General features: G+C 54.9%; 25 protein-coding genes. 10 read left to right on the plus strand and 15 right to left on the minus strand.

Translation table 11 applies throughout. From position 1 onward, the window contains the following. Window positions 1–19: 19 nt before the first annotated feature. The 4 genes from PGW97_RS15810 to PGW97_RS15825 all read right to left on the minus strand — a co-directional run bounded on the left by PGW97_RS15810 (window position 20) and on the right by PGW97_RS15825 (window position 2,821). On the minus strand, window positions 20–259 hold the full coding sequence (locus PGW97_RS15810) for a YecH family metal-binding protein (RefSeq protein WP_273857953.1): 240 nt from the start codon (window positions 257–259) through the stop codon (window positions 20–22). A 111-nt stretch (window positions 260–370) separates the two neighbouring features. Further along, window positions 371–685, minus strand: a complete 315-nt coding sequence (locus tag PGW97_RS15815) for a putative signal transducing protein (RefSeq protein WP_047887275.1) — start codon at window positions 683–685, stop codon at window positions 371–373. 142 nt (window positions 686–827) lie between these two features. Continuing rightward, complete coding sequence (locus PGW97_RS15820; protein ID WP_047887276.1) at window positions 828–1,451, minus strand: lysoplasmalogenase; 624 nt, start codon at window positions 1,449–1,451, stop codon at window positions 828–830. Between the two features lie 1,004 nt (window positions 1,452–2,455). After that, a complete protein-coding gene (locus PGW97_RS15825) occupies window positions 2,456–2,821 on the minus strand; it encodes a hypothetical protein (RefSeq protein ID WP_047887277.1) in 366 nt (121 codons plus the stop codon). 240 nt (window positions 2,822–3,061) lie between these two features. Between PGW97_RS15825 and PGW97_RS15830 the strand changes: the two genes are divergently transcribed. After that, entirely contained in the window at window positions 3,062–3,394 is a 333-nt protein-coding gene (locus PGW97_RS15830) for a DUF2500 domain-containing protein (protein WP_273857956.1), read from the plus strand. A gap of 58 nt (window positions 3,395–3,452) precedes the next feature. Here PGW97_RS15830 and PGW97_RS15835 read toward each other — a convergent pair whose 3' ends face one another. Continuing rightward, complete coding sequence (locus tag PGW97_RS15835) at window positions 3,453–4,457, minus strand: acyltransferase (protein WP_047887279.1); 1,005 nt, start codon at window positions 4,455–4,457, stop codon at window positions 3,453–3,455. Window positions 4,458–5,008: 551 nt separating this feature from the next. On the opposite strand from PGW97_RS15835, the gene PGW97_RS15840 reads away from it, so the two are divergent. Next, window positions 5,009–6,604 carry an AbgT family transporter gene (locus tag PGW97_RS15840; RefSeq protein WP_047887280.1) on the plus strand — a complete coding sequence of 532 codons (1,596 nt, stop codon included), beginning with the start codon at window positions 5,009–5,011 and terminating at the stop codon, window positions 6,602–6,604. A 122-nt stretch (window positions 6,605–6,726) separates the two neighbouring features. On the opposite strand, the gene PGW97_RS15845 is transcribed toward PGW97_RS15840, so the two are convergent. Beyond that, window positions 6,727–7,947: an EAL and HDOD domain-containing protein gene (locus PGW97_RS15845; RefSeq protein WP_217391266.1), complete on the minus strand. Its 1,221-nt coding sequence runs from the start codon at window positions 7,945–7,947 to the stop codon at window positions 6,727–6,729. 98 nt (window positions 7,948–8,045) lie between these two features. Next, a complete protein-coding gene (gene rhtB / locus PGW97_RS15850) occupies window positions 8,046–8,663 on the minus strand; it encodes a homoserine/homoserine lactone efflux protein (RefSeq protein ID WP_047887282.1) in 618 nt (205 codons plus the stop codon). A 172-nt stretch (window positions 8,664–8,835) separates the two neighbouring features. Here rhtB and PGW97_RS15855 point away from each other — a divergent pair, with 172 nt between their 5' ends. Both PGW97_RS15855 and PGW97_RS15860 read left to right on the plus strand, forming a co-directional pair. Beyond that, the gene (locus PGW97_RS15855; RefSeq protein WP_047887283.1) at window positions 8,836–9,837 is read left to right on the plus strand and encodes an alpha/beta fold hydrolase; all 1,002 of its coding nucleotides are present in this window, start codon (window positions 8,836–8,838) and stop codon (window positions 9,835–9,837) included. Window positions 9,838–9,933: 96 nt separating this feature from the next. Further along, window positions 9,934–10,734, plus strand: a complete 801-nt coding sequence (locus PGW97_RS15860; protein WP_047887284.1) for a Cof-type HAD-IIB family hydrolase — start codon at window positions 9,934–9,936, stop codon at window positions 10,732–10,734. A 210-nt stretch (window positions 10,735–10,944) separates the two neighbouring features. Here the strand turns inward: PGW97_RS15860 and PGW97_RS15865 are convergent, their stop codons facing one another. Beyond that, window positions 10,945–11,403, minus strand: a complete 459-nt coding sequence (locus PGW97_RS15865) for an EVE domain-containing protein (protein ID WP_047887285.1) — start codon at window positions 11,401–11,403, stop codon at window positions 10,945–10,947. Window positions 11,404–11,462: 59 nt separating this feature from the next. Here PGW97_RS15865 and PGW97_RS15870 point away from each other — a divergent pair, with 59 nt between their 5' ends. The 4 genes from PGW97_RS15870 (at window position 11,463) to PGW97_RS15885 (ending at window position 15,312) form a co-directional block, all read left to right on the plus strand. Next, complete coding sequence (locus PGW97_RS15870) at window positions 11,463–12,506, plus strand: membrane protein (RefSeq protein ID WP_047887286.1); 1,044 nt, start codon at window positions 11,463–11,465, stop codon at window positions 12,504–12,506. 80 nt (window positions 12,507–12,586) lie between these two features. Further along, a complete protein-coding gene (locus PGW97_RS15875) occupies window positions 12,587–13,198 on the plus strand; it encodes a tRNA-uridine aminocarboxypropyltransferase (RefSeq protein WP_047887287.1) in 612 nt (203 codons plus the stop codon). 67 nt (window positions 13,199–13,265) lie between these two features. Then, window positions 13,266–14,702: a coniferyl aldehyde dehydrogenase gene (locus tag PGW97_RS15880; RefSeq protein WP_273857961.1), complete on the plus strand. Its 1,437-nt coding sequence runs from the start codon at window positions 13,266–13,268 to the stop codon at window positions 14,700–14,702. Window positions 14,703–14,715: 13 nt separating this feature from the next. Further along, entirely contained in the window at window positions 14,716–15,312 is a 597-nt protein-coding gene (locus tag PGW97_RS15885) for a TetR/AcrR family transcriptional regulator (RefSeq protein ID WP_273857962.1), read from the plus strand. Window positions 15,313–15,475: 163 nt separating this feature from the next. Here PGW97_RS15885 and PGW97_RS15890 read toward each other — a convergent pair whose 3' ends face one another. From PGW97_RS15890 to ftnA, 5 genes are all read right to left on the minus strand, one after another. Further along, the gene (locus PGW97_RS15890) at window positions 15,476–16,015 is read right to left on the minus strand and encodes a DUF3332 domain-containing protein (RefSeq protein ID WP_273857963.1); all 540 of its coding nucleotides are present in this window, start codon (window positions 16,013–16,015) and stop codon (window positions 15,476–15,478) included. Between the two features lie 454 nt (window positions 16,016–16,469). Beyond that, on the minus strand, window positions 16,470–17,657 hold the full coding sequence (locus PGW97_RS15895) for an NAD(P)/FAD-dependent oxidoreductase (protein WP_273857965.1): 1,188 nt from the start codon (window positions 17,655–17,657) through the stop codon (window positions 16,470–16,472). A 178-nt stretch (window positions 17,658–17,835) separates the two neighbouring features. Beyond that, the gene (locus PGW97_RS15900; protein WP_273857967.1) at window positions 17,836–18,945 is read right to left on the minus strand and encodes a mechanosensitive ion channel family protein; all 1,110 of its coding nucleotides are present in this window, start codon (window positions 18,943–18,945) and stop codon (window positions 17,836–17,838) included. Window positions 18,946–19,056: 111 nt separating this feature from the next. Then, complete coding sequence (gene uspB / locus PGW97_RS15905; protein ID WP_047887293.1) at window positions 19,057–19,395, minus strand: universal stress protein UspB; 339 nt, start codon at window positions 19,393–19,395, stop codon at window positions 19,057–19,059. Window positions 19,396–19,469: 74 nt separating this feature from the next. Next, window positions 19,470–19,997, minus strand: coding sequence for a non-heme ferritin (ftnA, locus tag PGW97_RS15910; protein WP_047887294.1), 528 nt, complete (start codon window positions 19,995–19,997; stop codon window positions 19,470–19,472). Between the two features lie 295 nt (window positions 19,998–20,292). Between ftnA and PGW97_RS15915 the strand changes: the two genes are divergently transcribed. Continuing rightward, complete coding sequence (locus tag PGW97_RS15915; protein ID WP_047887295.1) at window positions 20,293–20,715, plus strand: universal stress protein; 423 nt, start codon at window positions 20,293–20,295, stop codon at window positions 20,713–20,715. A 159-nt stretch (window positions 20,716–20,874) separates the two neighbouring features. After that, the gene (locus tag PGW97_RS15920; RefSeq protein WP_217391273.1) at window positions 20,875–21,747 is read left to right on the plus strand and encodes a carboxylate/amino acid/amine transporter; all 873 of its coding nucleotides are present in this window, start codon (window positions 20,875–20,877) and stop codon (window positions 21,745–21,747) included. 62 nt (window positions 21,748–21,809) lie between these two features. Here the strand turns inward: PGW97_RS15920 and fre are convergent, their stop codons facing one another. Beyond that, window positions 21,810–22,520: an NAD(P)H-flavin reductase gene (gene fre, locus PGW97_RS15925; RefSeq protein ID WP_047887296.1), complete on the minus strand. Its 711-nt coding sequence runs from the start codon at window positions 22,518–22,520 to the stop codon at window positions 21,810–21,812. 9 nt (window positions 22,521–22,529) lie between these two features. Continuing rightward, window positions 22,530–22,796, minus strand: a complete 267-nt coding sequence (locus PGW97_RS15930; RefSeq protein WP_207103666.1) for a 2Fe-2S iron-sulfur cluster-binding protein — start codon at window positions 22,794–22,796, stop codon at window positions 22,530–22,532. Between the last annotated feature and the right edge of the window lie 10 nt (window positions 22,797–22,806).

Consider the following 22,806-nt stretch of genomic DNA (forward strand, 5'->3'; position numbering starts at 1 on the left):
CACTCACAAAATTATCTGATCAGTGATTGCACATGCGCTCGCGGTTGGCCGTCAAAAACTCCCCGTCACGCAGAACCTTACGGCGTTCCAGCAAGAATGCCAGTAAGGCATCCAGCGTCAGATCCTGCTGGCTACAGGTGTAAAAGCGCACGTCAGCACCGTATTTGTTCCGCACGGTCTGAGCCAGGGTTTCCTCGGTGTAAGGTGTCTCGGTATCCAGCAACAGATGCATGACTTCATGGGCATGAATGGTGGTCATGGAACTCTCCCGAAAGTAAGAACTGGCCTGATTGTAAAACCGGGTGAGCAAGGGCTGTTTGACCCACAACAATTAATTGCATTTTAAATGAATGTTTTTGATTTATCCGTCTCAGGCATCTCTATCGTGCCCGCACTGCCAGCAGAGTTCGAACTGAGCCCCGTTTTGCTCGCCGCACCGGGGGCAGCACCAACCGGGCTGCTCGGCCTGTTCGTAGGCAGACAATAAACGGGCAGCCGGGATCAAGCATGACTGCGGCACCCAAATGCCCACTTCCAGCACATCGGCCGGCAGCTCTCCGGCCGCCGCGCTCAGGCTTTCGCCCTGCAACCGGACCGGAATACGCGAACTTTCCAGCATCCCTTTCAGGCTGTGAGCCTCCAGGACATTGGCCGCGCGGTACACTTCACACCAGATATCGTCCATCGTTTCCTCCTCTCTACCGAGAGCAGACCGGTCAAGCTGACGCGTTGATTCAACCAACCCTGCCCACCGGATGAACTCATCCAGCGGGCAAGGATGCTAAGAAAAGGATGCTAAGAAGAGGATAGATGATGAGAGGGCAGGATCAGACCATCAAGGTCGCGACAAACAACGACTGCGCCAGAAAATAGCTGGTCATCACCATGGTTGTCGCCGAACGGAACTCGCCGCGAAAACGGTTGATGGCCAGGCAGATGTCGGAAAATATGAAGATCAACGCCCCCAGCAAAGCCAGCATCGCCGGCAAACTGCGCGTTGTCAGCCAGTATTCCCCGGCCGCCCAGCTCATCATCACAATCACCGCGATATAGACGGCAACCGGCACAATCAAGGTACCCAGCGATGGCAGTAAAAGCAGAAACACGATCACACCCGCAGCCGCCAGCATCGCGGGCAACCACCACACCATACCGCCATCGAGCTGGCTCCAGAAGCCAGCCGCGTAAACACAGTGCGCCAGAAGAAAACTAAGCAAACCGGGCACAAAGCGATCTTTGGGCAACATCAGGAAAATATCCCCGACCAGCGACAGCATCAGTCCGGCCATGATCGCACCATGGTAGAAACTGCCGTCGCCGGATTGCCAGGCTACAACGCCAAGCAAGCAAATAGTGAAGGGCTTAAACAAATAAAACTGCCAGCGAGGGCCGTAATATGAAGCAGTAATGTGCGCAAGCGCTGAAAGAGCAATGGCTAACCACACCCACATAGAGTCACCGTCATTATAGTTGTATGTTTTTAAATCATCGGGCCTGTCAACGGCATGGCACAGTTTAGGAGCTGAAAGGGGATTGTCTAGCGGCGAGGGTCAATAACTAGCTCCGAATCATATTTATCACACTTCTTACTGGACATCTTTTTTCATTTTCTTGCCATTTGATTACAAGCTGAATTAGCAAACGTTTGCCTGTTTTTTGCAACAATTCGCGACGTGTTAACGATTTTTCATCACCGAGAAATGGACTTTTGAACAGTGTCCATACACATCAAAAACAAATATAATTTCTATTATTTTCATATTGTTAAGAAAAAATCTCCAAAGAAAAGTCTCTCAGGCACGCTCAGCTAACGTTAACCTGACAAACTCTCCCCTGTTGCCATTAGCCAGCATAATTTACTGGCAAAGATGCGAGAATACATACAGCGTCTGCCTTTCCAGCTTCAACTTTTCTCACAAAGCTTAAAATTAAGATCGCTAACCAAGCCCTGACAAACCTATCTGCCATATCCTGACGTTTTTAATAAAAAGCCCATTCAACCTGTCAGCATACGGTAAAAAACCAATAACAACACAATAAAAATCAATTGCTTATATTTATTTAAAAACACCACCCTCACTTGGTTTGTTTTTTAAACACCTTAAAACACACCGTTTTGTTAGCAAATAAAGACCAAAGCCTGGCTACATAAATTATTTTTATGACAACAATATGACAATTTCACTTGTGAAATCGATAAAATGGATGTTAATCTAAGTCATACAAATTCACTTAGCAGCAAAAAGGAGCCTTACCATGTTCACCTCTTCTCAAAAACAAGGCCTTATGATGATCGCAGTGGTTGTCGGTTTAATGACGCTGCCTGTGATTTATTAAGCAGAAAATTTTCATAAAAAAAGGTGCCTGAAGGCACCTTTTTTTATTTGAATCGGAGGCAGAACCTTGCTCTGTCGCTGTACAAGCTTGCCTCATCACGCAAGCCGATCATCAACCATCACGGCGTCAAATCAATATGATGCCAATGCAATGAATAGAACCACAACGCCAGCGCCGTCACCCCTAACACCAGTAACACTGCAACGCTCCAGACAAAGCGCCCGCTGCGAGGCGTCAACTCTTTTTCACACGCCTTGCACGCCGCGATAAATCCTTTTTTATCATCCAGCTGATAACCATCTTCATGTACGGTCTTATTGCGAACCGAGGCAATAAAGCGCAGCTTGGGCACAATTTCATGCGGCAAGCGTTCTTCACAGCTGTTAATCAGCTGATGCAGCCCTTTCCCTTCCGCATGATAATGCTCACGCAGCAACCGCTCGATTCGCCGTGAGCGCGTCACTACTAACTCTATATTTGCCATATGAGACACTTCCTCTTACTGTCTGGCTTTAACTTACCGCGAGTTGGCGGTAAAACAAAGCCTGGCGGGCGCGTTTTCTTCCCCCGCGGGCTTGGGATCACAGGTTTCCAAACACCTTCCCCAACAGCCTGATGCCATGAACATTTCGGCGCGGATCACGCTTTGCCCGCCACGCCATACTCGCCTACGGCAACATCGGGAATAATGCAGGGTATCCCACCGCTATCATGGAGATTCTGGATGCCTGTTTCGGTCATTGTGGGCCTGATTGCCCTGCTGATCATCGCCGTCGGCTATTTCATTTTGTCGTACCGCCGCCATACGCTCGGCGCCCACGCCCCGGAGCGCAGCATTGAAGTCACCGTACTGGATAAGCAGAGTGTGCCGATCATTGGTGCCCCGCCCGGAGACGAGCAGGAAGAATACTGGATTTACGTTCAGCCGACCCAAGGCGGCCCCAAGCGGGAATTCATGGTTGGCGTGCATTACTATCATGCCCTCAATCCCGGAGACCGCGGTACCATGACCTATAAAGGGCTGACTTTTCTGCATTTTGCGTTACAGCGCGACTGAGTCCCTGATTCGGTTTTTACCGCCATGCCATGATGGGATGCCCTGCCCTGGCTGTCCCCTAAGGGACCAGCCAGGCCGTTTTCGGACTGCGGGCCAGCAACCAGCTCGCCGCCAGCGCCAGTGCAGTGATGATCAGTGTCAGCAGGGGAATCATGATCACCGGCGGGAAAAAGTACCAGTCATACGCCCTGACCGGCCACAGAAAGATCGGATGCAACAAATAGATACCGAGACTGTACCGGCTCATAAACGCTATCCGATCCAGCCAGCCTTCACTCATCCGCTCCGCAACCAGCCGTCCCAAGGCAAACACCATGGCAGCAATCAACGCCGTGTTGAGGGTTTTATACGACAGCCAACGCCCCACCGTATATTCCCCATTGGCAAAACTGTGGCTGATCACCATGTAAGCCGTGAGCACCAGAGCAACGCACCCCAGCACCACTAACCATCCTACCGGCGGCCAACGGTACTGAAACAGGCAGTACCCCAGCAGCAAATACCCGCTGTAAAGCACCAGCTCCTGGCTCCACGGCCCGTCAATCTTAAACAAAAACAACGCAGTAATACCCAGCCACAGACTGGTCATCGCAATCACGGCCAGGCGGTCATTATGCTGGACCAGGTAGCGGAAAAAGGGCACCACAAAATACAGCGGAATAAAGTAATAGAAGAAGCCCAGATGGTAGTAAGTTTCATGAACCGGCAGCGCTTTGAGGGTATCCCAAGCAACAACACTGTCATACCCATCAAACGTCAGCCCGGACAATAGCGCGTAAAAGACCGACCAGACCAGAAACGGCAGCAGGACCTTGCCCAGCCGTCGCCGCACATAATAAGAGAGCTCAAACGGTCGGGTATCACTGAGCATCAGCGCGCCAGTAATCATAATAAAGACGGGCACAGCCCAGCGACTGAAACTGTTGACGGTGATGGCGGTCATCCACGCGCTGTCGGCAATCTCTCCCAGTTGCTCGCGATAAGGCCCCAGAACATGAATCGCCACCACGGCGAGTGCGGCAACGCAGCGCAATACATCAAAAAACCGAATTTTTTCCCTCACCCACTCCTCCTCGTCACCGCAATGGTCACGACCAGTTATTGCGGCCATGTGTTTTGACTATAGCAGTCACACCCCAGTCAATCACCGCTGTCGATATCCCAGCACCTGAGCGCAAATTCCTGCCGCCGACCACGTGGTTTTTTCCTACCGATGTGCCTTTGCTCTCTATCTTGCCGGGAAAACAGCCGGAAATATGTTAGCAGGGCGTTAAATGAAAACTGTTCAGTATGAAAAAATGTTGAAAGATGTGAACTATGACACACCCATAAAGTACCACTGTCTCTAAGGCACTGAAATGTTAGGAGCTTGAAAAAGGTTAACATCCGGCCAATAAACAACCGAATTCATAGGAGCTGGACATTGCGAAGGCAAACTGAATTTATAAAACAAGGATAAAATATCAAAAACTTAACTTTATCTAGACAAAAAAACAGCAACTGACACATTTAGACACAATTATTTCTTGTTTGTTGCATTAACAATAGCGTAACCTCCCCGACCCGTGAGAGAGGTATACCCATTGATGGGTTCAATGATAAATGGAGGTAGTGATGCACACGTCTGCTTCACATCAAATGCAAAAACCTAAAAAAACGTGGTTTACTCGTTTCCTCGACACCGTCGAGTGGCTGGGTAACCTGTTGCCACACCCTATTACCCTTTTCGCTCTATTTTGTGTCGCAATTCTGGTTGCTTCCGGTATCGCCGGTTATTTTGAAATGTCGGTTGCCGATCCTCGCCCGGAAGGGGCGCCAGGACGTGCCGCGGATGGCGTCATTCATGTCGTGAGCCTTCTTAACGCTGAAGGCCTGCAGAAAATCGTCGCCAACCTGGTCGCTAACTTTACCGGCTTTGCCCCGCTGGGCACCGTGCTGGTTGCGATGCTGGGTGTCGCGATTGCTGAATATTCCGGTCTGCTGTCTGCCGCAATGCGTGGCCTGGTGATGGGTGCATCACGCCGCATGGTGACACTGGTGGTGGTCTTCGCCGGTATTATTTCCAATACCGCGTCTGAGCTGGGCTATGTGGTACTGATTCCACTGGCAGCCATGCTGTTCCATTCTCTGGGCCGTCATCCGCTGGCTGGTCTGGCGGCGGCTTTTGCCGGTGTGTCAGGTGGTTACAGTGCCAACCTGCTGCTGGGTACCGTTGACCCACTGCTGTCAGGCATTACTGAAACCGCAGCACAAATGATCGACCCGACCTACACGGTCGGTCCAGAGGTGAACTGGTACTTCATGTTCGCGTCAACGTTCGCCATCACTATCATGGGTGCGTTCGTGACAGAGAAAATCGTTGAGCCGAAGCTGGGCAAATACAACCCGGAAGACGCCAGTGATGATCTGGACCAGGACAAAATGGGTAAACTGACCGCGCTGGAGAAGAAAGCGCTGAAAGCCGCGGGTCTGGCTGCCCTGGTAGTATCTGCGCTGCTGGCTCTGACCATCGTGCCGGCAGACGGTATCCTGCGTAACCCGGAAACCGGTCTGATTTCAGGTTCACCGTTCCTGAAAGGTATTGTGGCGTTTATCTTCGTGTTCTTCGCCATTCCGGGTTTCGTGTACGGTAAAGTCGTGGGCACCATGAACAGTGACCGCGATGTGATCAATGCAATGTCCAAGTCGATGTCCACCATGGGCATGTACATTGTGCTGGTGTTCTTTGCCGCGCAGTTCGTTGCCTTCTTTAAGTGGACGAACTTCGGCCAGGTGTTTGCGGTTGCCGGTGCAGATATGCTGCAATCAATCGGTCTGACAGGCCCGATGCTGTTCTTCGCCTTCATCCTGATGTGTGGCTTTATCAACCTGATGATTGGTTCAGCGTCTGCACAGTGGGCGGTAACAGCGCCGATTTTTGTCCCGATGCTGATGCTGGTTGGCTACGCCCCGGAAACCATTCAGGCGGCATACCGTATCGGTGACTCAGTGACGAATATCATCACACCGATGATGAGCTACTTCGGGATGATTCTGGCCGTCGCGACCCGTTACCAGAAGAATCTGGGTCTGGGTACGCTGATCGCGACCATGCTGCCATACTCGATGGTATTCATCGTGGGTTGGAGCCTGATGTTCTACGTGTGGGTATTCATTCTGGGTATCCCGGTAGGCCCGGGTGCTGCCACCTACTACAACATCGGTGGCTAACAGGCCGCTACTGGGTAGCGACTGATACACCATGATGAAATAAGCCGGGCATTGCCCGGCTTATTGCTGTTTAGCGCCATGACTTTATCCGCCCTCGCTCGGCGGCAGTTGGCGGCAAACACTTAGCCCGGCAGAGCCGCGAGATAACTTTCCGCCCAGCTCACCGCCTGTTGATAACTGTCCCCGATCCGCTCGGCACTCAGAGCCAGAGTCTGGCTGGCATGCCGGACGCTGTCCCAGTCGGCACGCTCATACGCCGTGACCAGTTCTAGCAATATCCCCAACTCCCCCTGTCGTGCCAGCAACGCGGTTGTCACCGCAGCTTCCAGCGGTAACTGTTGCAGCAGTGTAGCCAGCGGCTGATCCAGCAGCCCGTCCAGCAGGGAAAGCAGCCCGGTCATAAAGGCGATCCGGCTATCAATCGGACCCTCACCCTCGGCGGCCAGCAGCTCACACATCTTCGCCCGTTGCAGCGATAACGCATACAACTCACTGGGTTTGTGCCGGGCAGCCCGCGCGGTCGCCACCACGCTCACAAACACCTTAAGTCGCTCTTCGCCCAGATAGATCAACGCCTGCCGAAACCCATTGATCGGCACGGTGGTACGTCGCTCGGCAGTGTTGACAAAGCGCAGCAGCAAATAAGACAGGGACACATCCGAGGCGACAATCTGCTCCACCCGATCGACATCAATCTGCGGGCGACACACTTCCTGCAACAGCCGCAGGGTCACCATTCGCTCAGGTTTGATCAGGCGCTGTTTCACCAGCTCCGGCCGACTGAAATAGTAGCCCTGAAAGAAATGGAAACCGGCTTCATAGGTCTGCATGAACTCTTCATGGGTTTCGACTTTTTCCGCCAGGAACATCAGCTTGTGGTGACGATGGTCGGCAAGGTACGCGCAGGCCGCCTCGACCCCGATTTTCATCAGATCGAGTTTGAGAATATGCACATACGGAAAAAAGCGCTGCCAGCGGGGATCCAGGTCAAAATCATCCAGGGCGATCAGGTAGCCCTGTTGGCTGAGCTGGCGAATAGCCTCCAGCAGTTGATCATTCGGCTCGCAGCTTTCCAGTACCTCAATCACCACCTGCTTTTTCGGCAGCATCAACGGCTGCAGGCGCAGCAGGCTCTTTTGCGGAAAATTGATAAAACAACGCTGGCCCAGTGCGGCCAGGCTGGAATGACCGGACAGAAAGTTTTCCACCAGCAGGCGGCAGGTCGCGTTGTTCTCTTCAATATCGGGAAATGCATTGCTTTCCCCGTCGCGAAACAACAGCTCATAGCCAGCCGTTTTCTGCTGGCGGTTAAAGATAGGCTGACGGGCAACATAAGAGTACATGGTAGCGGGGCGTGCCTCCGACGCTCTGGATCGACAAAGCCGTGGAGTATACCACCATCCCCGGCTCTCAAGTCAGTCCCCTATTACCCGTGCCTTGCTCAAGCTTTGGCGGTGGCCAGCAGAGCACCGCAGCCGATAAACATCGAGCCGAACACCCGGTTCAGGGTTGCCATCACCCGGTCAGAACGAATGTAACCAGCCAGGCGCGAGGCCAGGGTGACATATGTCAGCATCACCACCATATCCACCAGCACCGTGGTTATGCCCAGCACCAGCAACTGCGGTCCCTGTGGCTCAGTCGGCACCAGAAACTGCGGGAACAACGCCACCAGAAACACCACGGTTTTCGGGTTGGTCAGGTTCACCAAAATCGCCTGTCGGCACAGTTGCCCACTGGTCACATGCTCATGGCCGGTAGTGACCGCCATGGAACTACGATCCCGCCACTTCTGAATACCGAGCCAGACCAGGTACGCCGCACCGACCCATTTAATCGCCGTGAACGCGGTCGCCGACTGTGCCAGCAACGCCCCGAGACCCACTCCAACCAGAGCAATATGCACGCTGAGTCCGATTTGCAGGCCCAGGATCGAGGCCAGTGACTTACGCCAGCCGTACACCATCCCGTTGCTGATCGAATTGACCGTCCCGGAACCCGGGGCCAGACTGAACACTATGGCCGTTGCGAGGTAGGCCAACCAGATATCGACACTCACGTTAAGACTCCTGACAAATATGGGCACTCCGGCCTTAGCGGCCGCCGCGCAGGAATGGATGAAAAGTACTACAAATTAACAGGTGATGCGGGCAGGAAGCAACTGATACCAAGTACAGGCTGGTCGGACAATCCGTTATACTGGAGTCAATTGCGGACAAACGAGAAGGCACATGACAAGCAAGCCACCGTTGTATTTCGATTTTTCCCAGGAATCCCATTTTGCGGCCACGATGGCCGGACCTGTTGCCGAGTTGTGGCAGCAACGCCAGGAAGGCATGTTTCAGGGTGCTGCCGAGCTGAATATCGGCTGGGCCGCCCTGACCGGGCACAACGCCGACAAAGCGATCATCGTGGTCAACGGCCGGGTAGAAAGCTACTGGAAATATCAGGAAGTGTTCTACGATCTGGTCCGTCAGGGCTACGATGTGTTTGCCCTCGATCACCGAGGCCAGGGCGTGTCCGATCGCCTGACGGAAGACACCCAACTGGGTCACGTCGAACACTTTGACGACTATGTCGCCGATCTCGACACCTTCATCCAGCAGGTCATCCTGCCGCGTGGCTATCAGCAACATTTCATGCTGGCCCATTCCATGGGCGGCACCATTGCCAGCCTGTATCTTGCCCGGCACCCCGACGTGGTCGATAGCGCGGTGCTGAGCGCGCCGATGCACGGCATTCACCTCAAAAACTGGATGCGCCCGATCGCCTCACCGCTGGCGCGTATGGTCGAGCACATCAAACGCCAGCCGGACTACGCGCCGGGACAGCTGCCTTACTATCCGAAACCTTTTGCTGATAACGCGCTGTGCCAGAGTGAAGTACGTTACCAATGGTTCCGGGACCTTTATGAACACAGGCAGGAACTGCGCCTGGGCGGGCCGAGTGCGCGCTGGGTCTGGCAGGGGATGGCAGCAGCCAAACGCTGCATGTTCGAGGCCGGCAATATCACCGCCCCGGTTCTGCTGCTGCAGGCCAGCGATGACACCATCATTGATAACCGTGCCCACGGCCGCTTTTGCGAGGCCATGCACCGTGCCAGCCGGGACTGCGAACTGAAAGTGATCCACGGTGCCCGCCATGAGCTGTTGTTTGAATCTGACAAGTACCGCCAGCCGGTGCTGGCCGCTGCGATCAGCCATTTTCGGAAAGCGGAAATCTCCCCGGCATAAATTAACCTCTTTTCTCTGGGGCGAACTGGTTTAAAATCCAACCAGTTTCCCCAAAACCTGAGGTTTTGGCCCGCGGTTTTGACCACGAGAGGTTTCATGTACAAGATTATTGCTTCTGATCTCGACGGCACCCTGCTGACCCCGGATCACAAGATTGCGCCATTTACCAAAGCCACCCTGAACCAGCTGCACCAGCTCGGGAAGGATTTCATCTTTGCCACCGGCCGCCACCACATCGATGTTGCCGGGATGCGTGAGCAGCTGGGCATTCCGGCATACATGATCACCTCCAACGGCGCCCGGGTGCACAACTGCCAGGGTGAGGTTATCTTCAAACAAGACGTGGCCGAAGACGTGGCCAGCGACATCATCGCTCTGGCGAAACAGGATCCGGCGCTGAAAATCCACCTGTACCGCAACGATGACTGGCTGCTGAACGTCGAAGACGAGGAATTGAAGAAATTCCACGACACCTTCAGCTACAAGCTGTTTGATGTCGATAACCCACCGCTCCAGGGGCTGGCAAAGATCTTCTTCACCCGTGACGATCGCGATCACGACAAACTGGTCGAGTGGGAAAACACCTTCAATGACCTGTTTGGCGAGCGCGTAAACGTGGCGTTTTCGACCCCTTGGTGTCTGGAAATCATGGATGCTAAAGTGTCAAAAGGTCACGCGCTGGAAGCGGTCGCCAAAGAAAAGGGCCACACGCTGGCAGACTGCATCGCGTTTGGTGACGGCATGAACGACATTGAAATGCTGAGTATGGCCGGTAAAGGGCTGATCATGGGCACCGCGCATGAGAAAGTGAAGCGTGCCCTGCCGGAGCATGACATCATCGGAGCCTGTGATGACGAGGCCGTAGCCCACTATCTGGCTGAACTGCTGATCAAATAGGTCTTCGCTGGCGAACTCAGGTCAGTCATGCGCTGGTGTTACTCAACCAGCCTTGCTGACCTGCTAATGCATAACGACCATGAACAAAGCTGCCCACTGAGAGGCAGCTTTTTTGTCCCTGATATTCGCACCTCAGCCCGAGGATGCAAGTAAACCTGAGATTGAAACCAAGGCAGACGCTGACGCATCCCCAAAAACCGGGCGCGCGTCTTAAAACTGCCCGGTCATCTGCAAGATTTCGTGCCACTGGACATCCGTCACCGGCATAATGCTCAGGCGGCTGCCGCGCTGTACCAAAGGCAGTTCCGCCAGGGCCGGATTGGCTTTCATCCGCTTGAGTGACACCAGCCGCAGGTGACGCTGGTATTCAATATCGACCATCACCCAACGCGGGTTTTCGGGCGCTGACTTAGGATCAAAGTACGGACTTTCAGGGTCAAACTGGAAATGGTCCGGATACGCTTCCCGGATCACCGTCGCAATACCGACCACCCCGACATCCTTGCACGACGAGTGATAGATAAAGACCTGATCGCCGACTTTTATCTCATCGCGCATCATATTTCGGGCCTGGTAATTACGTACCCCTTCCCAGCAGGAAACTTTCTGTTGTTTCAGGGTGTCTATGGAAAAAGTGTCCGGCTCTGTCTTAAATAACCAATACGCCATCCTGATACTCTTTTTTTGTAAACTGACTCACGCCCAGCCTATCACAACGAGGGAACCCGATGATACGTCCAGCCAATGCCTTTGCCCCATCGCTTCTGCTGACCGCCCTGCTGGCCGGTTGTGCCGGTAGCCCGGACAAGCCTGAAGAGCCAGCCGACACCACACCGGACACCGAGGTACAGACTCCGGCGCAGGTGCAGGCCTTCATGCTACGGGGGCAAGTGGTGCTGAGTGCGGACAATCGCTATATCCAGCCATGTAACAGCCAGCAGCAGTACTGGCTGACCCTGCCGGACAAAAACCTGCCGGCCGCTGACGCCCTGGCCTCCCGTTATGGCCAGCCGCCGCTGTATGGTGAGTTTATTGGTTATCTGGAGCCAGCAGCCGATGAAGGCCGGGAAGCCGATTTTGATGCCCGATTTGTGGTGAAACAACTCAACCTGCTGTCCGCCGAAGTGGCAGACGGCTGCCAGCAACGGCCGCAGACCACCCGCGCCTTTGGCAACGAGCCGTTCTGGATGGCCGAGGTTCAGGCCGATCGCATCAGCCTGACCCAACCGGGACAGGCCACCGAGCAGCAAGCGATCACCAGCCGGGATATCCGTTCTGGACATCAGGTTTATCAGGGCACCGACAGCAAACTGACCATGAATCAGGCCCAGTGCAATGACACCATGAGCGACAGCCTGTATGGCTGGCAGTCCACCCTGAGCTGGAAAGGCCGCAAGTATCAGGGGTGTGCGACCCTCGGTGCCCGCGATGTGACCCTCACCTGGAGTGGCACTTATCAGGGCACCACGTATCTGGGAGAGAAACCGACCCTGACCACCACACTGGAGCTGAAGCCGGACCATTCGGCCGTCACCCGTTACACTTACCCGAGCGGTGAACCGGGCCTGCAGGAGCGCGGCTTCTGGCAGCAGGCCGGTGAAGGCAAAGTGAAGGTCACCATGGCCCAGTACCAGGGCCGCCGCCTGATCAGCGAGCGGGTATTTGTACGCGACGGCGAACAACTTTCCGCAAACGAGGAGACCATCAATGGGGAAACCTACTTCCTCGGTGACAGCGGCCTGACTCTGCGTAAGCAGCCCGCACCGCAATAACCCTGCACCTGACACCACCTTTGCTTCCGCTCTCAGGTGTGCCACACTCGGCACACCTGAAAGCCCGGAAGACCTCGCTGATGACCCACCCGACTGCCTGTCCCCGCTGCGGACTGCGTTTTAACTGCATTTGCCATGCTGAACCAACCCTGGGCTGCACCGTACCGTTTGTGCTGCTGACCCACCCTAATGAACTGGGCAAAACCACCAATACCGGCCAACTGATGACACGTACACTGCCCGATTGCCAGCGTTTGATCTGGGACCGGGTAAATCCGCCGCAAGCTCTGCTCGAGCAGATAGCCGATCCACGCTACCAGCCATGGCTGCTATTTCCCGGTGATGACACCACCCCGGCTTCCCCTTTTCAGGCCCAGCCCGGCAAAACCCCGCTGATCATTATTCTCGATGCAACCTGGCAGGAAGCCCGCAAGATGGTGCGCCGTAGCCCGTGGCTGGCGGCCCTGCCTCGCCTGGCACTGGTCCCTCAGGCTGACTCAGCCTATGCGCTGCGTCGTAATCAGCAGCCCGGTAACTTGTGTACCTGCGAAGCTGGTATTGCCGTGCTGCAAGAACTGGGATTTGCCCCGGATGCCGACCGGTTGCAGGAATATTTCGCGACCTTTATCGACATTTTCCACGCCGAACAGAGCGGCCATCAGAAAAAGCCGCCCGCTCACAACAAATCCTGACCGCTTCTTCTATACTTAAAAACCGACTGATTAGTCGGTTTTTAAGTATTCAGACGGAGGCGACGACATGACCGCGGCAGAAACCCTGCACCTGCAACCGGCCCTTTGCCGGGAAATGGACACCACCCTGGCAACACAACAAGCGGCATACCACGCCAACCCGATGCCTGAGCTGGCGCAACGCTGGGCACAATTGCGGGCCCTGAAAAATGCCATCAAGCAGCACCGCCACGCATTGTGCGATGCCCTGAATACCGACTACGGCCAGCGCCATCCGCAGGACACTCTGGTAGCCGACATCCTGCCGTGCATCAACCAAATTAATTACACCGTCAAGCACCTCAAGCGCTGGATGAAACCCTCGCGACGTCATGCCGGGCTGTTGCTGGCTCCGGCCAATGTCGAGGTGCAGTACCAGCCACTCGGGGTGGTCGGCATTGTCGTGCCGTGGAACTTCCCCGTGATGCTGAGCCTGGGCCCGCTCATCACCGCCATCGCCGCCGGTAACCGGGCCATGATCAAGCTGAGCGAGTTTACCCCGGCCACCAACCGGGTCCTGCGCACCTTGCTGGCAGGTGTTTTTGCCCCGGATCAGGTTGCGGTGTTTGAAGGAGAAGCCGATGCCGCGGCGCACTTCACCCGCCTGCCGTTCGACCACCTGCTATTTACCGGCTCCACCACGGTCGGGCACCACGTAATGCAGGCCGCTGCGGCCAATCTGACCCCGGTCACCCTCGAACTGGGTGGCAAATCGCCGGTACTGATCGCGCCGGATATGCCCATGGCGTTGGCAGTCGAACGCCTGCTGTTCGGCAAATGCATGAACGCCGGGCAAATTTGTGTCGCCCCGGACTATGTGTTGCTACCGCGCGGTCAGGAAGACGCGTTTATCGACGCCTTTACCGCCGAATTCAACCGTCGTTACCCGGGAGGGACCACCAACCCGCATTTCGCCTCCGTTGTGAATGAGCGCCAGTATCAGCGCCTGTGCCACTGGCTGGACGAAGCCGCCGCGCTGGGTGCCGAAGTGCACGCCTGCCACGCACAGGCCAGAGATGACAGCCGCCATCGCCTGATCCCTCACCTGCTGACCAAAGTGCCTGAGAGCGCCACGCTGATGCAGGAAGAGATCTTCGGCCCGCTGCTGCCGATCATCCCCTACGAGGATATCGACCAGGCCCTCGACTATATCCGCCAGCGCCCCCGACCACTGGCGCTGTACCTGATGAGTCTGGATCCGACCACCCAGCAAACCGTCAGCCGGCACACCCACTCCGGTGGCATGGCCATTAACGAAACCATTTTGCATGTGGCTGCAGACGATGCGCCATTTGGCGGGATCGGGCCATCCGGTATGGGGCATTACCACGGTCAGGAAGGGTTCCTGACCCTGTCGAAAGCCAAAACGGTGCTGACCCAAGGCAAGTTCCACACCACCGGGCTGATCAAACCACCCTATGGCCGCTGGTGGCAAAAACTGCTGCTCGCCTTTTTCCTGCGCTAGCGAGGAGGAAGGGATGAACCACGTATCGTCACCAGCCCGCCCCCGGCGTCTGGCGAACCTGCTGGATACCGCCCTGAGCCTGTTTGTCGCTCAGGGCATTCAGGCCACCAGCACTGCCAGCATTGCCAAAGCCGCCGGGGTCGCCAACGGCACCCTATTCCATCACTTTGCCACCAAGCAAGCCCTGGTGGATCAGCTGTACCTCGATGCCAAAACCAGCCTGGCGCAGGCTCTCACATCCACCCCGCTGACAGGCACGGCAGCCGACCAACTGCAGCAGTGCTGGCAGCGCTCTCTGAACTGGGCCAAGTTGCACCCGCGCCAGCTCTGCCTGATGCAGCAGCTCAGCCATGACCCGGCCTATTCGATGGCCCGCCACCATGCCCTGATGCTCGAAACCATGCCGTTTCTGGCCGAACTGCTCACCGACGCCCAACAGCAGGGTATGCTGGCACCGGTGCCGTTGCCATTGCTGCTCAACTTCTGTCATCACCACTTTCTGTCGACTGCCCGGCTGTTTGTCGATCAACCTGAGCTGGCCACCGATCCCGACTATCAGCACTGGGCATTCCAGTTGCTGTGGCAGGGATTACGTCCCACAGAGACCTGAACGGCACGGATCACCACAACGCGTGTCAGCTGCGCCTATCTGGCTCTGTCCGTCGTTCCTGTCCGCCGATACAAAAAAACCGGGAGCACAACGGCTCCCGGTTTTGTCAGGTCAGTTAGGACTGATTGTCCCGGCAGGCGTCAGCCTGCCTGTCATGGTGGACTCAGGCCTGATTGCGCGCGTACTGCGCCAGCTCGTCAATGCCGACGGCGGTGATAAAGGCATCATCCAGGTAGAAGTCGACCTTCTCGCCATTACGCTCACCACGCAACGTCGCTTGCTCACCATTGCGGTAAGCGACGTGCATTTCCAGCGTATGATCGTCAAGCTGACGGAACTGCGCCGCTTCAATATCGCTGCTCTGCACGCTGGCCAGTGGCACCGTGGTCAGAGAAGAATCCAGCTGACTATTGACCTTGAAAATCGCATTCACCGGGGTATCCGCCACCGCCGGGGATTTACCGGTAATCGGGTTTTTGCCGGTCCAGAATTCCACAGTGTTGAAGATAAACAGGTCCGCGGTTGCGGCAATCCCGTATACCGGGCTCAGCAGAACAAACAGACCCGCACGGCCATAACGGTTATCCACCGCACTCAGGTTAGCTTTGGTCACCAGCTGCGAGGTACCCATCTGGCCAATACAGCCAGTCAGTGTGGTCGCCAGAATGGATAAGGCGACAGCCTGGTAAACGCGTTTTTTCATCAGTAGACATACTCCAGTTCATAAGGGCCAGGTTGCCCGAAAAAGCCGGATGAATTATAGGGATTTATATCTAAATCCTGAGGAAAGAAATCTAAATCTCTCTGATTTTTGCTGAATTTCAGCCCGGCAGCCCGGTGAGCAGCCTTCGCCGAATGCGCCTAGGCACATAATGTCAACTAGACACATGATGTAAAAAAGCCGCTGTGCCATGTGGCGGCATCAGCGGCTTGAATCCCAGGCAACGCACTCTAAGCAACTAAAACTCCAGGCAACTTGTGCTCTCGGCAACTAAAGCTCTAGGCGACGTTCACTCCATAAGAGTTTTTGCACTTTCGGGGACGTCCAGTCTGAGGCACTCAGGTTCTTAATGGCACAGATCATGAGGGGCAAACCACACTTAATCTAGCGGTGTTACTCCACCCATCGGAAGTCATTAGTGAAATGTGCTGAATGGTTAAACGTGCTGCCCGGCAACAAAACCGGAACTCCAGGCCCACTGGAAGTTATAACCGCCCAGCCAGCCGGACACATCCATCACCTCACCGACAAAATACAGCCCCGGCACCTGCTTGGCTTCCATGGTTTTGGAAGACAGCCCGTCAGTGTCGACCCCGCCCAGCGTCACCTCGGCGGTGCGATACCCTTCGGTGCCGTTCGGTGCGATCGCCCACTGATGGAAATAGCTCACCAGCGCCGCCAGCTCCTTCGAGTTCAGCTGTTTCAGCGGCTTATCCGTCAGATCTCCTCGCTCAATCAAAGCTTCAATCAGGCGTTTGGGCAACAGACGGGACAGCGAGTTTTTCAGGCTCTGGTTCGGGTGCTTGTCACGCATGGCGGTCAGGGTCTCAGCCACGTCCAAATCCGGCAGCAGGTCAATCGTGACCTTCTGGCCCGGCAGCCAGTAAGACGATATCTGCAGGATCACCGGCCCGGATAAACCACGGTGGGTAAACAGCAGGTTTTCACGGAACGTGGTGCCGTTTTCGGCCTCCACGACCACCGGAACAGCGATGCCGGACAGTTCGGCAAAGGCTTCTTTGTCTTCTTTATGCAGGGTAAACGGCACCAGGCCGGCAGTGGTCGGCACCATGTTCAGGCCGAACTGCTCTGCCACCTGGAAGCCAAACGGTGTAGCACCCAGCTTAGGCATCGACAGACCGCCAGTGGCGATCACCAGTGACTGGCACTCTACCGCTTCGGTATTCAGCATCAGGCGAAAGCCGGTCTCCGTTTTCTCGATATGGTGCACATCTATCTGGTAACGCTGCTGTACTGTCGGCAGGTCGCATTCCGCCAGCAGCATCTTCACAATGTCTTTGGCCGAGTCTTCGCAGAACAACTGGCCATGATCGCGTTCTTCATAGGCGATATCATGTTTGGCCACCATGGCGATGAAATCCCACTGGGTGTATTGCGACAATGCCGATTTCACAAAGTGGGGATTGCGACAGACATAGTTGTTCGCCGCCACGTCGTAATTGGTAAAGTTGCAGCGTCCGCCTCCGGAGATCAGGATTTTTCGCCCCGGCTTTTTACCGTGATCCACCACCAGTACCGAGCGCCCGCGCTTACCGGCTTCGGCGGCACACATCAGCCCGGCAGCCCCTGCCCCAATAATTACCACATCAAACTTTTCTGCCATGACTTCACCGCTGTCGCTTATTCGTTACGCTACCTGTGGCTGCTTGCCCGCAGCCTGCCTTACACCATAAAAAAGGGACGCCGCAGCCTGATGGCCGGCATCCCTGTAATGGCAACTGGCAGGCTCCCCCCACCAGGAGCGCAAATTTTACCTGTCTGGCAGGGGGAATAGCAATGGATTATCCCGCTGCCTGCTCCATCCTGACACTTTCCAGCCAGCGCTCCGGTGATTGGGCCAGGTGAAGCGTCGAGGTCGGGAAGGCAAATTCAGCACCATGTTGCTGCACAATCGCCGCCACCTTGAGCATGACATCCTGCTGAATTTCCTGATACGCCACCCAGTTTGTCGTTTTGGTAAAAGTGTAAATCAGAATATCCAGCGAGGAGGCGCCGTAGTGATCCAGATTCACAATCAGGGTGCGATGAGTGGTTTCGATATCCGGGTGGGCCATCAACATGGCTTTGATACTGTCCACCACCGACTGAATGCGATCGACATCCCGGTAGCGCAGGCTGATCTTCTGTTTAATCCGGCGGTTGAGCATACGGGAAGGGTTTTCCACCACAATGGAGCTGAAAACGGCATTCGGCACGTACAGCGGGCGCTGGTCGAAAGTCCGGATCACCGTCATACGAAAGCCGATTTTTTCGACCGTGCCTTCAATCTGGCGATCCGGGCTACGGATCCAGTCGCCCAGTTTAAACGGCTGGTCGAAGTAAATCATGATGGCGCCGAAAAAGTTGGCCAGCAGATCCTTGGCTGCCATCCCGACAATCAGACCGCCCACTCCGCCAAAAGTCAGCACCCCAGACAGGCTCAGGCCCAGGTTCTGCATCATGACCAGGCCACCCACCACCAGCACCGTCAGACGTAGAATTTTCGAGATCGCATTGATGGTCGTGGCATCTTTGGCGTTGGCACTGATGGCATCTTCCGCATTGGTGATCAGGCGCAGCAGCACCCAGATGAAGGTCCAGACCAGCATCAGATGCCGCACCACCGAGAGAAAAGCGGTCGGGTAGTCGGTCAGGTTATCAATCATGACCCCGAGGGAAAATGCTGCTGGCCAGAGCCAAATCAGCCAGCTCACCGGTCGGCGCACGGCATGGATCAGCGCATCATCCCACACCAGCCGGGTTTTTCCGGCAGCCCGTAATAAATGGCGGGTCACCAGCAGCCATGCCGCCCAGAGGCAAGCACTCAGTAACAGTAAGAGGCCAACATTGGTCATCCAGTCTTGGCTACTTCCCCGCTCGAGGGCATGCCACCACGCATATACTCGGTTCATGAATCCTGTTTCGCATTACTGATTAAAGGGCGACAAACTACCGCCAACCCTTTGAGTTAGCAACAGAAAACAGCTTCTAACGGCATAAGTGAGAGGATTATCACCAGAAAACTAGAGTCCCATAAACGCCACGACAAAAATGGAGATGAAAAACAGCATCAGGTAGGTACTGGCCAGAATGAACAGTTTCCGGACCTTAACGCACTTTTCCATAAAAATGGGGTCGTGGTGGTTCTGGTATTGGTGACTGCGAATATAGTGAAACAGCCTGATTTGCTTGGACACGTTGCCCTGCGAGGAGAAAAAGCCCCGCCCGTCAACCTGCTGATAGAGAAGTGGGTCGCACTCGCGCATCACCGCCAACAGGGTGCGCAAGGTACTGATGTACCGGGAAACATTGACGACCGCGACCAGAAAAAGAGCGAGAATAAGTGCATCACCACTGATCATAACAACCCCCGAACAATGTGACTCAGCGGCTGACCTGTGGTTGGGGCACACAATAAAGGCGCGCCCCCGGCCTGTTAGCCAGCCTGTGTATCCATGATCGAAGCCGATTCAGCTTTGGCCATTGCGGACAGATCTTTATCAATAAAGAACAGTGCCTTGCCGTCTTCGCCGACCAGTTCAATCTTATCCAGGACACCTTTGAACAGTTTTTCTTCTTCGTGCTGTTCTGCAACATACCACTGCAAGAAGTTAAAAGTTGAATAGTCCTGGGTAGTAAACGCAACATGAGCAAGCTTGTTGATTTGTTCTGTGATATAGCGCTCGTGCTCGTAAGTCTGACGGAACACATCTCCTAACGATGAGTACTCGTGATTTGGCGCATCAATTGCCCCCAGGATAGGCATTGAGCCTGTTTCGCTGACATACGTAAACAGACGCTGCATGTGCTCCATTTCTTCTCGAGCATGAGCACGCAGAAACTCTGCGGCACCCTCAAAGCCTTTATCTTCGCACCATGCACTCATTTGCAGGTACAGGTTGGAAGAAAAGAACTCCAGATTAATCTGCTCGTTGAGTTTTTCAACCATCGCTTGAGCTAACATCGCGTTACTCCTTCTATTCTAGTGTATACCAATCTCGTCAACTGGTATGAAATCGCTTGTCTCCCATTGTCACAATGCAACACTGAGAATGCAACTCAACAGGCGATTAGCGACGATTCTGGACATTACGATGTAAAATCCGACGTTGCGTTTCAAAAAGTACATGAAATTCAACAAACTCGCCACTCAATATGAAACAATTTTAACACTTTACCAAGTTGCGATCCGGGTAATATTTTTTCCCCGCGGGCAGTGCTAGCATGAGATAAAACCCCAAGGTTAAGGAGTGCATGCTATGGCTTACAAACATATTCTGGTAGCCATTGACTTATCTGAAGACAGTGCCGTTCTTGTCACTAAGGCCGCCAAACTGGCCGAAGCTCTGGAGGCAAAACTGTCACTCATTCACATTGACGTTAACTACGCCGAGCTGTACACCGGCCTGATTGATATCAACCTGTCAGAAGCCCAGCACCGCATGGCTGACGATGCCCAGAAACAGCTTCAGGCGCTGGCCGCAAAAGCCAACTACCCGGTCGCTCATACTCTGGTCGGCAGCGGCGATCTAAGTGATGAAATCTGCCACGCCATCGATGACCTGCACATCGAACTGGTCGTCTGCGGTCACCATCAGGACTTCTGGAGCAAAATCCTCAGCTCAGCTAAGCAGCTGATCAACCGTTCTCCGGTGGATATGCTGATGATTCCGCTCAAATAAGCTCAGTCAGAAGTACGTGTTTCCGGCCCGGTGCGATCACCGGGCCGTTTTGTTTGTGAAAGCTCTGACCTGCTTTATCCCTACCCGCTGCCTGTATTTCCCCTGGCGATTTTTCGCTACACTGGCGCTATCTTAATTCTGGACCTCAACACTTTTATTATGGGATATCTTTCTGCTGTCACCCTGCTCTGGGCGTTTTCGTTCAGCCTGATCGGGGTATACCTGGCGGGCCAGGTGGATGCCTGGTTCTCGGTACTGACCCGGGTGGTACTGGCTGCTCTGGTGTTTCTGCCGTTTTTGCGTACCCGCCACCTGCACCGTGCGCTGGCCATCAAGCTGATGGTCGTCGGTGCCTTTCAGCTGGGCCTGATGTACTGCTTCTACTACCAGTCCTTCCTGTATCTCAGCGTTCCTGAGGTACTGCTGTTTACCATTTTTACCCCAATCTACGTCACCCTGATCTACGATCTGCTGCACCGCCGTTTTTCGGCCTGGTACCTGCTGACAGCGGCCATTGCGGTGCTGGGTGCCGCAGTGATCAAGTTTGAAGGGATTAACGAAGACTTTGTGCTCGGCTTCCTGATTGTCCAGGGGGCCAACCTCTGTTTTGCCATTGGCCAGATTGGTTACAAGCGGATCATGGAGCAAGAACGTGCCGATCTGCCGCAGCATACCGTCTTTGGTTTGTTCTACCTGGGGGCGGTCTGTGTCGCGCTGCCAATGTTCCTGTTGTTTGGCAATACCGAGAAACTGCCGACCACGAGCACCCAGTGGGGCATCCTGCTGTATCTGGGCACCATCGCTTCCGGTCTAGGCTATTTCATCTGGAACAAAGGCGCGACACTGGTCAACGCCGGGGCGCTGGCGATCATGAACAATGCTCTGGTACCGGCGGGTCTGATCGTCAACATCGTGATCTGGAACCGCGACGTCGATTACCCGCGCCTGATCATTGGCGGCATCATTATTATGGCGTCACTGTGGTTCAATGAGACTTGGGTCAAACGCCAAGTTGAGCGGGCCCGAGACTGACCGACAACCACAAAAAACGGGGCACTCAGCCCCGTTTTTTGTTCCGCTCAGAAGTGGCGCACTTAGATAAAAGAGTACGCATCAGCGAACATCCGCTCGCGCTCCGCGCCTCTTTCGGCCGTGAACAGCTCACGGGCTGCACCGGCCATTTCAAAACGTCCACAAATGTAGATGTCATAGGCTGCCAGGCTGACAAAATCGGTGCTCACAGCTTCCAGCACGTTGCCCACTTTGCCGCTCCAGCCTGCCGGTGCCGTTTCCACAACCGGTACATAGGTCAGGTTCGCGTGCTGCCCCGCCAGTGCCTGCAACTCGGCATCGGCATACAGCTGGCACTCATCACGGCCGCCCCAGTACAGAAAGATCGGTTGTTTGGTACCACGGCTCAGCAGGCGCTCCAGAATACTGCGCACGTATGAGAAACCGGTTCCCCCGGCGATCAGCAGCAGTGGCTTCTCGCTGTCTTCACGCAACCAAGCTTCACCGTGTGGCGCTTCGATCTCAATGCTGTCACCAGAGGCCAATGCCGCTTTCATGTGCTCCACGACTTCCAACGCGTAAGGGTTGTGCTCGGCCGCACCGATGTGCAGTTCCAATTCGTTTTCACGGCATGGACTGTTAGCGATAGAAAACGGACGCTTGTCCTTCTCGCCCATCACTGCAAGCAGGTACTGACCCGCCTTGAAAGCCACAGGCTGCGCCGGGCGCAACAAGATACGGTAGGTATAACAGGCCAGTGATTCCACTGACTTTACTTCACATTTGATGGACATTTTCTTCCTCTAATCCAGATCGAGCACCAAGTCGCTTTCCGCCATCGCCTGACAGGCAAAAATCCAGCCCTCTGCCTGCTCTTTCTCTGTGAGCATCGGTTCGAGCTGGTAACGAATCTCACCGGCCAGTTTACGGCACATACACATGGCACATGCGCCGACCTGGCAGCGATTGGGGAAAGCAATACCTGCGTTGAGCGCTGCCTCGAGAACGGTCTGGCCGTGTTCGGCCGTAAAGGTCATCTCATGAGGCAACAGGCGTACTTGGTACATGATTTCTCTCATT

The organism is Photobacterium sp. GSS17 (assembly GCF_028621875.1).
Classification (GTDB): domain Bacteria; phylum Pseudomonadota; class Gammaproteobacteria; order Enterobacterales; family Vibrionaceae; genus Photobacterium; species Photobacterium ganghwense.